This is a genomic window from Gardnerella pickettii, from assembly GCF_029226345.1.
Taxonomy (GTDB): Bacteria; Actinomycetota; Actinomycetes; order Actinomycetales; family Bifidobacteriaceae; genus Bifidobacterium; species Bifidobacterium piotii.
This window is the reverse complement of the sequence record NZ_JAKNCU010000001.1, coordinates 643658-656596: the sequence shown is the minus strand read 5'-3', so window position 1 is coordinate 656596 and position 12939 is coordinate 643658. Positions and strand designations below refer to the sequence as shown.

8 protein-coding genes are annotated in these 12939 nt (G+C 40.8%); 7 read left to right on the top strand and 1 reads right to left on the bottom strand.

Features of this window, described 5'->3' with window-relative positions; translation table 11 throughout:
• The first annotated feature begins 56 nt into the window (after positions 1-56).
• The 7 genes from MAF46_RS02540 to pyrE all read left to right on the top strand — a co-directional run bounded on the left by MAF46_RS02540 (position 57) and on the right by pyrE (position 10327).
• Complete coding sequence (locus MAF46_RS02540) at positions 57-3353, top strand: bifunctional [glutamine synthetase] adenylyltransferase/[glutamine synthetase]-adenylyl-L-tyrosine phosphorylase (protein ID WP_060785947.1); 3297 nt, start codon at positions 57-59, stop codon at positions 3351-3353.
• Positions 3354-3537: 184 nt separating this feature from the next.
• Positions 3538-4764 carry an aspartate carbamoyltransferase gene (gene pyrB, locus MAF46_RS02535; RefSeq protein ID WP_004133044.1) on the top strand — a complete coding sequence of 409 codons (1227 nt, stop codon included), beginning with the start codon at positions 3538-3540 and terminating at the stop codon, positions 4762-4764.
• Between the two features lie 110 nt (positions 4765-4874).
• Positions 4875-6287 (top strand): dihydroorotase, encoded by a 1413-nt coding sequence (locus MAF46_RS02530; RefSeq protein ID WP_018615672.1) that lies wholly within the window; start codon positions 4875-4877, stop codon positions 6285-6287.
• Positions 6288-6358: 71 nt separating this feature from the next.
• Positions 6359-7393: an orotidine-5'-phosphate decarboxylase gene (gene pyrF, locus MAF46_RS02525; RefSeq protein ID WP_060785948.1), complete on the top strand. Its 1035-nt coding sequence runs from the start codon at positions 6359-6361 to the stop codon at positions 7391-7393.
• 168 nt (positions 7394-7561) lie between these two features.
• Positions 7562-8446, top strand: a complete 885-nt coding sequence (locus MAF46_RS02520) for a dihydroorotate dehydrogenase electron transfer subunit (RefSeq protein ID WP_004131005.1) — start codon at positions 7562-7564, stop codon at positions 8444-8446.
• A 53-nt stretch (positions 8447-8499) separates the two neighbouring features.
• Entirely contained in the window at positions 8500-9495 is a 996-nt protein-coding gene (locus MAF46_RS02515; protein ID WP_060785949.1) for a dihydroorotate dehydrogenase, read from the top strand.
• 139 nt (positions 9496-9634) lie between these two features.
• Complete coding sequence (gene pyrE / locus MAF46_RS02510) at positions 9635-10327, top strand: orotate phosphoribosyltransferase (protein WP_060785950.1); 693 nt, start codon at positions 9635-9637, stop codon at positions 10325-10327.
• A 96-nt stretch (positions 10328-10423) separates the two neighbouring features.
• Here the strand turns inward: pyrE and MAF46_RS02505 are convergent, their stop codons facing one another.
• Entirely contained in the window at positions 10424-12883 is a 2460-nt protein-coding gene (locus MAF46_RS02505; protein WP_060785951.1) for a BspA family leucine-rich repeat surface protein, read from the bottom strand.
• Between the last annotated feature and the right edge of the window lie 56 nt (positions 12884-12939).

The following is a 12939-nucleotide window of genomic DNA, read 5'->3' as shown; positions in this document are numbered from 1 at the left end:
GATTTTTGTGATTTGTGCATGTGGTGCCGTGCAAAATATTGTTGTACGACACCACAATGTACAGTGGCGTTATGAGCAAAGAATCAAGTAATGCTGGAGATTTAAGCAATGGCTTCAGCGCGATTTTGAACGTGGGCTTAAAAGATGATTTGCAAAATCGTTCAAAAAATAGCTTAAATTTTGCTCAAGAAAATGACTTATCGTATAGAAGCCTAGTTAAAGCAGGGTTTGCGCGCCCAGAATCTGCTCGTAAAACTATAGAAGATGTTTGCAAAAATTGTGCAAATAATTCAGTAAACGCGGTTAAAATTTTAGAAAGCATAAGCAGAGTCGAAGATCCAGATTATGCAATTTTAGCGTTTAACGACATATATCAATCGCATAAAAAAGTTGTTGAAAATATTGCTCAAAACTCTAATAATTCACTAATAACAAGTCCGCTTTCGTCTTTAATGCAAGTTCTTGGAGCATCTAAAGCGTTTGCAATGCTAATGCGAGCACGCGAAGACTTAATAAGCGCTGCCGCAAATGACCCAAATCATTTGCTACATATGACTTTAGAAGAGCGTGTTTCGGATTTACTAGAAGCTGTTCAATCATACAGTGCAACAGTAGTAAATGAAGAAAAAGATGACGATAAGAATTGCGATTCGTGCACTGTTCCAATAAGCTCCATGGGTTTTGCACAAGCTGTTTGTGCGCTTAGAGCAAGATATCGCCAGCATATTGCTGCGATTATGGCATACGATTTGGCAAGCGCAGATTCTGTAGAATTGCAGCCAGATATAAGCTGTAAACTTTCGGATGCTGCGGATGCTGCTTTAGAGGCGGCTCTTGCGATTGCGCGCGGGCAAGTTTCTGGATCTTGCTGTTGCAAGTTTGCAATAATCGCAATGGGAAAATTGGGAGCGCGAGAAATAAACTACGTTTCCGACATTGACTTAATATACGTAGTAGAGCCAACTAATGGCGTTAAACAAGATGAAGCTTTGAGAGTTGGTTCTTCTATTGCGCTTGTTTTGCAAAAAGTGTGCCAATCGGTTGTTATGGGTTGTGCGGAGCCGCCATTGTGGCAAATTGATACTGCGTTAAGGCCGGAAGGTAAAGATGGTCCGCTTGTTAGGCGTTTGGAATCGCATAGAGAATACTACGAAAAGTGGGCAAGTAGTTGGGAGTTTCAAGCATTACTAAAGTCGAGGCCAGCTGCAGGAGATGCGCAACTTGGTAAAGATTATAGACAAATGGCAGATTCGCTTGTTTGGAAAGCGTCTGGTCGTGAACACTTTGTTGCAGATTGCCAACATATGAGACAGCGAGTGGAGTCTTTGATTCCTGCGTCTCATAGAGATTTAGACATGAAGCTTGGTCGCGGAGGATTGCGCGATGTTGAGTTTACTGTGCAAATGTTGCAACTTGTGCACGGAAGTGAAGATAAGTCTTTGCGAGTTAGAGATACTCTAGGCGCGCTTAACGCATTATCTGCTGGAGGTTATGTTTCTAGATCGCAAGCTGCGATTTTGGCAGAACACTACCGTTTTGAGCGCGTGCTAGAACATCGCCAGCAAATGTGGAATATGCAACGTACGCATTTATTCCCAGACTTAGGTGCGCAAGGAAATGGTGGGTTAGATCGCGCAAGAAGTATTAGTGTAGAAGAACTTAACAGTAACGAGCAAATTAGGCGTCTTGCTAGAGCTGTTAGACTTAAGCCAGAAGAGCTTGTTGCGCGATTCGACAAAGCGCGACGAGAGATTAGACACTTGCATAAAGATATTTATTACCGTCCAATGCTTCCGATTAATGCGCAAACGGATGCGGATCCTATTGTGTTGTCTGCTGAGGCTGCTCGCGCTCGCTTTGCGTCAATCGGATTTGCGGACGCTAAAGCTGCACAAATGCATGTTGAAGCGCTTACTGAGGGGCTTTCGCGTGCTGCTAAAATTCATAGAATTTTACTTCCAGCAGTGTTGAAATGGCTTGGAGAAGGTCAAAATCCCGACATGGGTTTGCTTGCTTTTAGACGACTTTCCGAACGCTTTGGTGGGAAAAACACGTATCTTGGATTTTTGCGCGATTCTCCTAGCGCAGCTCAGCGGCTTTGCCATGTTTTGTCTGATTCGCGCTATTTAGGCGATGCAATGATGAAGTCCATACAGTCGATAACTTGGCTTGGAGACGACTCGACGCTTGCGCCAAGAGGCAGAGAAAGCTTGGATATGCAAACGCGCGCAATGGTTGCAAGATATTCAAGCAGTATTGCGGATTTTGCTCAATCTTTGCGCGCTTTAAGAAGGCAAGAAATTGAGCGAGTAGCTCTTGCTTGGATGTGTGGGATTATTGACGATGATACTTCTATGCAAGCGATGAGTGACGTATTTGACGCTGTTCTTGATGCTGCTTTGCAATGGGCTATGAAAGATGCGTCTCTAAAAATGTGCCTAGATAAAAGCAAAGCTTCGATTGCAATTATTGCCCTCGGACGTTATGGCGGTAGGGAAGTGAACTTCTGCTCTGATGCAGATATGATGGTTGTTTATAAGCCTACACAAGATATTTGCGGTTGTGATTCTAGCGATGATTCTGGAGCGAATCTTGCTCACCGTTTTGCGCAAACTACTGTAGACATATTGCGCAATATTTTGCAAGGTCCTCTTACTTTAGAGCCAAAAATCATGGTTGATTTAGATTTGCGACCAGAAGGCAAAGATGGTCCGCTTGTGCGTTCGCTAGAATCGTGCGAGCATTATTACCAAAAGTGGGCAAGTACGTGGGAAAATCAGGCACTTTTGCGCGCGCGCTTTGCTGCAGGTTCTAAAGAGTTGGCGGATGCCTTGCTAAGTGGAGTAGTAAACGACTTGCGCTATTCATTGGAGCCGCTTAGCGAATCGCAATTAGCGGAAATTCGTAAGCTTAAAGCGCGTATGGAAGCAGAGCGTTTGCCAAGAGGTGTTAGCAGAGACAGGCATTTGAAGCTTGGGCGCGGCGGTTTAAGTGATGTTGAGTGGACTGTTCAGCTTTTGCAATTGCAATACGCTGGAAAATACGAGTCTTTGCGCACGGTTGGCACAATGCAAGCGTTGAAAGCGCTTAAAGAATTACATTTGATTGAAGATGAAGATGCAAATGTGCTAGAGCGCTGCTGGCATATGTGTTCTGCAGTGCGAAATGCAAACTTCTTGTGGTCTGGCTCACTTGAGCGTGCGGATGTTATTCCAACAGACTCTTATTCTTTAGGCGGAATCGCCACTTATCTTGGCTACGATCCAAACCAGGGTCGCGTTTTTGAAAACGATTTAATGGCTGTTATGCGTCAATGCCGCGAAGTCATGTCTCGTCTCTTCTACTGCCGCTAATAGAAATGATTTTTAATTTTATTTACTAATTTTTTGTTCAGTTTTTGCATTTAATTGTTGTATTTTGTGGTAACAAATATACGCCACTCCGAGTATGGGTTTCGTCAAAGCTAATCAGTAATATTACTTAGGTCGCGCACAATCGCGGCCGTTTGCCAACTAGCGAAAGGTAAGCGGTTTTATTATGACGAACGCATTTTCTGATTCTTCCAATCAAGTTTTTTCTCGTTGCGCAATTGCTCAATCGTTAGCAGGCAAAAGCGTTGTTACTTTAGACGATATTTCTACGGCACAAATACGAATGCTTTTAGATAAAGCGCGATACATTGATTCGCACAGAAAAGAAGTGGCCCACACTTGCGATGGCAGAGTGTTGGCCACTCTTTTTTATGAGCCGAGCACGCGCACGCGATTAAGCTTTGAAACAGCAATGCTTCGCTTAGGTGGCAAGGTGATTGGCTTTGCAGGCGCTCAACTTTCTAGCGCGAGTAAAGGCGAAACAGTTAGCGACACGTTAAAAGTGGTGTCAAACTATGTAGATGTTGTAGCAATGCGTCACCCTAAGGAAGGCGCCGCTTTTGTAGCAACGCAAGCTGTTAGCACGCCAGTAATTAATGCAGGAGACGGTGGCCACATGCATCCTACTCAAACTCTTGCAGATTTAGCAACAATTCTTGCACGATTTGGAAGGCTGAATAATTTAACAGTTGGGCTTTGCGGAGACTTAACATACGGCCGCACAGTTCACTCGCTTATTGAAACTTTATGCCGCTTTGGAAACGTTCATTTTGTGCTGATTAGTCCAGATGAGCTTAAAACTCCGCAATATGTTATTGATCGCATAAACGCAACTGAATCGTGCTCTTACGAGGAAACTCGCGATTTGATGGAAGTTATTGGAAGTTTAGACGTTCTTTATATGACTCGTGTGCAAGAAGAGCGTTTTACAGACAGGGATCAATACTTGCGACTTAGAGATACTTACATTTTGACGGAAGAAAAATTGCAAAAAGCAAAGCCTAATACGGCTGTTCTTCACCCACTTCCTAGGATTAACGAGATTGCGGTTGATGTTGACGCGGACCCTCGTGCAGCATACTTTGAGCAAGTTAAAAACGGTATGCTTATGCGAATGGCTCTTGAAAGCTCTGTTCTTGGAGATAAGCTTTTGGGCTATGAGCCAACAGATTTTGTGAATGTGCCTAAAGACGAATCGCAAGCTTACGATGCTAATGGAATTTCGCTCGCTAATCCTCGTGTTCATAAAGAAGACAAAAATGCTCCTAAAGATCTTAAATGTCCTAATATTCGTTGCATAACAAATAGTGAATTATCATTAGTCAAAAAGTTCTATAAGGACGATTCTGACGCAAACGTGTATCGATGCTTGTATTGCGACGAAGAAGCATAAGTAGATTGAGCGCACTAAAACGCGCAAATAATCGCGATTAACGCAATTGAAATATAAAGTAATCTAAAATAATCTAATAACTTAAAAACCTTGAGCGAACTAGGAGCAATATGAATAACTCACGAACCTTAACTTTGCAAAATATTGCAGTTTGGGATACTAGCGAGCGCATTGATTTAATCGTAGAAGGTGTGCGGCAAGATGCTTTAATTGAGCCAAATGCCAGAATATGCGGAGAAATTGATGCGAGTGATTGGATTGTTGCTCCTGGTTTTGCAGACCCACACGTGCATTTTAGAGATCCTGGTCAAACAGATAAAGAAACGATGATGACTGGCGGCAATGCTGCGGCCGCAGGCGGATATACGCAAGTTTTGATTATGCCGAATACTATTCCAGCAGTTGATGGCGAGCCTTGGAATGATGCTCCTTTCGACGTGGAAAATGTGATTGACTACTTGCAAAGATACGGTTGCATATATGGCGTAAAATTGCCAGTTCGCTACGATTTAAGCGTTTGCGCATCGGGCGGAAGAAGTGGCGTTGATCCTAGCAACGTTAATTTGTGGAAAAAGTATGTTCCTGGAATCGAAGATAGTCAAAAAACGTCTCCGATGAAGAAGCATCCTGTAGTTGCTATTAGTGACGATGGTGCTGCAGTTACAGATTCGATTTTGCAAGACGTTCTAAAAATCGCTAAAGAAACAGGATTGCCTCTTCTTGAACATTGTGAGCATCACAATTCTGGCTCAGTAAATGAAGGCCCAGTTGCTAAGATTTTAGGCGTTGGCGGAATTCCTGCTTCTACGGAGCTTGCGATTGTTAAGCGCGACATTGATGCTGCGCGAGTTAGTGGCGTTCATGTGCACTTCCAGCATGTGAGTACTGCAGCTGCTTTTGAAGCGATTCGCAAAGCTAAGAAGGAAGGTTTGCCTATTACTTGTGAAACAGCTCCGCATTATCTTGCTCTTTGCGATGAAGATGTGCTTAAGTATGGCGTTAACGCAAAAATGAATCCGCCACTTAGGTCTAAAGCAGATAGACAGGCCACTCTTGGTGCAATCGCAGATGGAACTATAGACATGATTGCGACTGATCACGCTCCGCACACAGTTGCAGATAAAGCTGGCGACTTTGCGAGTGCGCCTAATGGCATTATTGGCTTAGAATGCGCGTACGCGGTTTGTAGAAAAGTGCTTGTGGATGCAGGCTACACGGATGATAAGCACTTAATTGAACTAATGTCTGTTAATCCAATGCAACTAATGAGCCGCAGACCTACGGATGTTTCGGCTTTGCTAAACGTGTCTTCTAAATGCGCGATTAGGCGTACATTGCGATTAAGCAACACGGAGCACCCAGAAAACGTTGATTTAGTGTTGATTAATATGAACGAAAAGTGGAGTGTGGATTCAAACTCATTCCATTCAAAAGCTAGAAATACGCCATTTGACGGTTGGCAATTAAAGGGCAGGCCAGTGGCAACTATTATTGGATCGCAAATTGCGTTTTCTAGAATGTAGTCGCGTATTTAATAAGTCGTATGTGTAAGTCGCGTGAGTAAGTCGTAAAAAATAGTAAAAATGGGAGAAAAATGGACGAGTTAGTAGAAGCGATTGCATCAAAGCAAAATCCTACTGTTGTTGGATTAGACCCAAAGCCTGGTATTTTGCCTGCGCAAATTTTAAACGGCTTAGCAAATGAAGTTTTGCAAGAAGTAGAGAGTGAAGAAGCTTTGCAAACGTTGCTTGGTGCTGCTTATTTTGAGTTTAATCGAGCAATTATTGATGCGATTTGCGATATTGTTCCAGCTGTTAAGCCACAGATTGCAATGTATGAGGCGCTTGGCCCTGCTGGAATTGACACTTACACAATGACTTGCGATTATGCTAAATCCAAAGGCTTAGTTGTTATTGGAGACGCAAAACGAGGAGATATTGGCTCTACAGCAGCTCAATATGCTGCGCATTTGCGAGGATTTGCTAATCTTGATTCGTATTTTAGCGATGATTCTTGCGACTTTGACGAGTCTTTGCTTAATCTTCTTAAAAGCTCTAGCACAAAGGATGTTTGGCACGAGGATTCGCTTACTGTAAACCCGTATATGGGCTCGGATGGCGTTATGCCTTTTGTAAACGAAGTAATTTCGCGCAATAAGAGCATTTTTGTGCTTTTGCGCACGTCTAATCCTTCTAGCAAAGAGTTGCAAGAGCTTGTTGTTGAAGATGGCAAGCCAGTTTACGAGCATATGGCAAGTTTGATTGAAAATTGGGGCGAATCAAACATTGGGAATCACGGATATTCTAGAGTTGGAGCGGTTGTTGGAGCAACGCATCCGCAAGAAGGCAAGCGGTTGCGTGAGCTTATGCCGCATACTTTCTTCCTTGTTCCAGGCTACGGAGCGCAAGGCGGAACAGCTAAAGATGTTGCTGGAATGTTTGATGAAAATGGCAGTGGCGCTATAGTAAACTCTTCGCGCGGAATTATTGGCGCTTGGAAAAACAGTGAATCTTATAAAAAGCACGAATCTTCAATTTCATTAGATGACATTCTAGATATTGTTGCACATTCTTCTGCTTGTGCTGCTATTAATATGCGAGATGATTTAAGGCAGGCGATTTATAAGTGAATCGATTTATAAGTGAATATAGATAAACATAAGCGAATATAATTTATAGCTAATAACAAGCTACAAATCGCAAGTTATAAGTTACAAATTACAAATCGCAAGATGTAAATTACAAATTATATAACTAAAAACTAAACAGTTACACACTACACAAGATAGGGCAAATACATGAGTGATGGCATGTTTATCCAAACTAGAAAATCTTCTAGAAGCTTTATATTTACTATTCGTGAAAGCTCTTTAGACTATTCGGGTGCAGATTCTAGTAAGCCAAAATATAGCCGTCTTTTAGGAAGGCGCCCAATAGAAGTTCTTGATAATCAAAAGCTTGACGAGGGTGTGTATCGCTTAGTTTTGCGCGATGATGCTATTGCTAAAACGGCCACTCCTGCGCAATTTGTTAACTTATATTCTCCAGATTCTACAACTATGCTTCCTAGGCCATTTGGTGTTGCAAGCGTTGATGGAGATACTTTTACTCTTATTTTTGCTGTGATTGGTAAGGGTACTGCCGAGTTTGCGCAGCTTAAAGCAGGAGACACTGTAGACGCTTTAGGGCCATTAGGATTGGGTTTTGATATTTCTAAGCCAGCTCACTATGTTCTTGTAAGCGGAGGATTGGGCGTTCCTCCTTTGATTTGTGCTGCGCAAGCGATTGCAAAAAACAAGGATTGCAAGGTTACGGCCGTTCTTGGATACAGAGATAATCATTTTGCTGACTCATTTATGAAGGAATACGTTGATAACGTTTATAGCATTAGCAACGCGCAAGGAACTGTTATTACTTTGCTTAATGAGCTAGAGCAAGAAAATCATTTTGATTTTAATGGCGATTTGCCTATTGTTATTCTTTCTTGCGGGCCTATGCCAATGATGAAAGCTGTAGCTCATTGGGCGCATGAGCGTAATGTTAAATGTCAATTAAGCCTAGAAGCAAGAATGGGATGCGGCTATGGCACTTGTGTTGCTTGCGTTGTAGATACCTTGGAAGGCAGACTTAAAGTTTGTAACGAAGGGCCAGTGTTTGACTCTGAAAGATTAGGCTGGGAGTAAATAAAAGGCTGAGAACAAATACTGGAAATAATAAAGGCTGGGAATAAAAAGATATGAGTAACGAAATGAATAAAGCTTTAGAAAATGCGCAAAATAGCGCGCAAAACAATGCATCAACTCTTGGATTTGACACAAGCCACGTTTGGAAGCACTCAACTAAAGTTGCTGGCGTTGAGTGGAAAAACATGGTTGGAACAGCGTCTGGCACATTCCAACTTGCAGCTTGCGCGCACTTTTATGACGTTAGCCAGCTTGGAGCAATTTGTACAAAAGGTGTTTCCCCAGTTCCTTGGCAAGGAAATCCTGCTCCGCGCACTGCAGAATCGCCTTCTGGAATGGTGAATGCTGTTGGTTTGCAAAATCCTGGAGTCGACCACTATTTAGTAGACGAGCTTCCAAAGTTAAAAAAGCTTGGAGCGCTTGTAATCACAAATGTTGCAGGCCACAGTGACGAAGATTATGCGCAAGTTGTTGAAAAGCTTGCGGATTCCGCGGCAGATATGCTAGAGATTAACGTTAGCTGCCCAAATGTAACTCATGGCGGAATGAGTGTTGGCACAGACCCAGTTGCATTGCATCGTTTAATTAAGCGACTTCGCGCAATGACAGATAAGCCGATGATTGTAAAAATGACGCCAAATGTTACAGATATTGTTTCGATTTGCAAAGCTGCTGTTGACGCTGGCGCAGATGCTTTAAGCATGATTAATACTTTAGTTGGATTGAGAATTGACATTCGCACAGGCGAGCCGATTATTGCAAACCGTACGGGCGGTGTTTCTGGTCCTGCAATCTTCCCGATTGGTCTTGGATTTGTGTGGCGAGTGCGTCAAGCTATGCCAGATATTCCAATCATTGGTATTGGTGGCATTGATTCTGGAGAGAAAGCTTTGGAATACTTGTATGCTGGCGCTAATGCTGTAGAAGTTGGGGCGGCCGCTCTTGTGGACCCAACTGCTCCGATTCGCATTGCGCGTGAGCTTGACGATTTGCTTGATTCTCGACCAAAGCTTGCATCTTTGCTTAAAGAAGGCAAAACTTGGCGATGAAATTTAATACAGTAAAACAATTTATTTAAGACAGATTATTTAAGACAGATTATTTAAGACAGATTATTTAAGACAGATTATTTAAGACAGATTATTTAAGACAGATTATTTAAGACAGATTTAACAAGGAGAGTTAATTATGGCACAATTACACGAGGATTTTACAAAGTTTTTGCTTGATTCAGGCGCACTTAAATTTGGTGATTTTACGCTTAAGTCTGGTCGCCAATCGCCTTACTTTATTAACGCTGGTGCTTTTGACGACGGCATGAAAATCGCTTCTCTTGGCGATTATTACGCTCAAAGAATTGTTGCAGCAATCAAAGATGGTATTCTTTCTAACAATATTGACACAGTTTTTGGTCCTGCTTATAAAGGCATTCCGCTGGCAGTTTCTACGTCTATGGCTTTAACAAATAATTACAATATGCCAGTTGGTTTTACTTTTGATAGAAAAGAGCGAAAAGACCACGGCGACGGCGGAATGATGGTTGGAAAGCCGCTAAAAGACGGCATGAATGTGTTGCTAGTTGACGACGTTATGACTGCTGGAACTGCAGTTCGCGAAACTTTGCCAAAGCTTAAAGCAGAAGCAAATGTGCAAGTTGTTGGCTTGATTTTGGCAGTAGATAGAATGGAGCGCACAAAAGACAGTGATCTTTCTGCAGTAAAAGCAGTAGAGCAAGAGTTTGGATTCCCAGTGCTTCCAATTGCAAACGTGCGCGAAATCTTCGATGCAGCCAAGAATATTAGTAATTCAAACGGCGAGCCTGTAATGAATCAGCAGTTAGCAGATCGCGCTGCTAAATATCTTATTCAATATGGCGCTTGATATATGGCGTTTTAATAAAATATCTTAAAGTTTTCCGCAAAATGTTGTAAACATGTTGTGTAGAACAACATTTTGCGGAAAATTATTGCAAATGTTTTAGTTTTTCTTTAGAGTAAAGGTTGCAATTCCAGCAATTGCAACAACAAATACAACTAATATAGCAATAGCTAATACATGCGTATTATTGGTTGAAGAGGCTGCTTTCGCAATATAGCTGTTATTTGTTAGTGCGTCCTTCTTTTTGTTTACGCTTTTACTTGAATCATTATCTTTAGAGTTGTTTTCTTTAGAATAATCGTTTTGCAAATCTTTGTAATCAGCGTTATTGCTGATTGAGTTGCTGCTTTGTTCGGTTTGATTCTTATTTGTTACAGTTTTGTTGGCGATTTCTGCTTTGTAAGAAGTATCTTGATTTTCTTGTTGCGATTTAGCAGATTCTGCAGTTTTAGGTTCTGCAACCTTTTGTTGTTCTGCAGTATATGTTTTCGCATCAACACTGGTTTGATTATAACTACTATAATTGTAATCATCTTTATTAAAAGGAATGAATAATAATTTGTTCAAACTGTAATCAGAATCAGAATCATGGTCCGAAGATTCAGATCTACTAGGCTCAACAACGTTTGAAGTTTCCTTTTGAATGCTTTTAGTTTTAACAGTCAAATTAAAATCTTTACTTAAATCAAGATTGCTTAAATCTGTATTAAAAGCAGAGTTCCCATTATTCCAATCTGTAATCACTTCGTCTTTTAAGCCTAGAATTGTAGATAAAGTTGCGTTTGCTTTTTCTATACCTAGATTTCGGAAGTCAGTTATTTTATTATTTGAATCTTTACAGTTAACAATTGCATCAACAAAATTATGTTTTCCATTCGTATTAACTAAGCAATTAATATTAGCATCGCCGTGTTTTATTGTAGCCATAAAGTATCCGCGTAAGAATCTTCTAGAGCCGCTTTCTTTGCTTTGTTTTGCGTTATTTTCTATTAAATCTTTTGCACTATTTGAGAATCCACCTTCTTTAATAAGAAGATTTCCATTTTGTGTGCTTGCTTCTTTCCAAATGTCATTAAGTGCCGAAAGATTTGTTTGTTCGAGATTAACGCCAGATGGAATGGTAATATCAACGATTTTGCTGCCGCCAAACATGTTTTTAACACCTTGGTTTAATGAACCGGTTTGAATATTAAGAGCTTGTGTTAAATCCCACTTAGAAATATCTAGAGACGTTACAGAAGAGTTTGCAAACATATCGTTCATGTCTGTTGCGCTAGAAGTGTTCCAATTTTCGATTCCTGGTATTTGTGTTAAATTAGTAGTGTTTGAAAATGCTTTTCCCATATTCCAAACATTTTTTGTATTCCAATTTTCTAAGCCAGTTATCTTTTTAACGCCACTGTTGTCAAAAAGACCAACAATGTTTGAAACATAAGAAGTTTTCCATTTTCCAAGGTTGGCTTCTTTAAGTGAGGTTGTTCCAGTAAACATTTTTCCAATGTCGTTAGTATTGCTAATATCCCAGTTTTCAAGCGCTTTAATGTCTTCTAGCTTGTTGGCGTTCATAAACATTCTTCCCATTGAAGCTAGATTGTTGTTTGTAAACACTTCTAAGCCTTCGCTAGTTGTTAATCCGCTTTCTTCAAACATTCCAGTTGCTTCATCGCAGTAGGTGTTGTCCCAAGTAATTCCCTTAACGTTTGAAAGATTCTTTGCTTGGTAGAACATGTTGTTCATATGATGAACATTGCGCGTTTTAAAGTTTCTAATGCCGTCTGCAGATTCGATTGCGCTGCCTTCAAACATGCTAGTCATGTCTGTAACGTTGTTAGTGTTCCACTTTTCGTCTAATCCGTGAACTGTGCGCAAATTTTTTGTGTTTCTAAACATTAGCTGCATGTTTTCAACGTTGCTAACGTCCCAGTTAGATATTGGATTTATGCTGATTATTCCGCTATCTTCAAACAGGCTGCTCATATCTGTTACGCGGCTTGTATCCCAGTCTTTAGTTCCATTAATGTTTTTTAGCTTAGGAGTTGAAGAAAACATTCCAGACATATCTTCTACATTAGAAGTGTCAAATAAATCCAAATTGTTTATTGTTTCTAGATTTGCAAAGTTTGAAAACAGATTGCTAGCACCGTTACCGAGTTGAATTTTTCCAGCATTTTCAGTTTGATCGCCTGATTGAACAATATTTATGACTTTGACTTTAGCTGTATCAAAATTTACGCCATCTTGGTTGTTTTTATTAGAGGAAATTATTTTTTCAATTGAGTTAGATGCAAAATCTGTCCCGCTAATTTTTGATATTTCAAGAGTGTTAGTTGATTCGTCCAACTTCCACTTTAGTCCAGTAGGAGTTGGGTCAAATAAACCCTGATATTTTGCTTCGTGCCAAATGTTTGGTGTATTTTCTGTGTTTTTTGGATTAGATGCAACAGATTCGTTATACTGCGTTAGCCCAGTGTTTAATTTTTCGCGAGCAATGGCTTGAGTTGGTATTAGTGAGAAAATTATTACTAAAGATAAGCAAGATGCGAATATATTTTTTCTCATGGTTTCTCTTCTCGGTTAAATCATGCGTATGTTCGTTCTTGTTAGAACATGTTAAA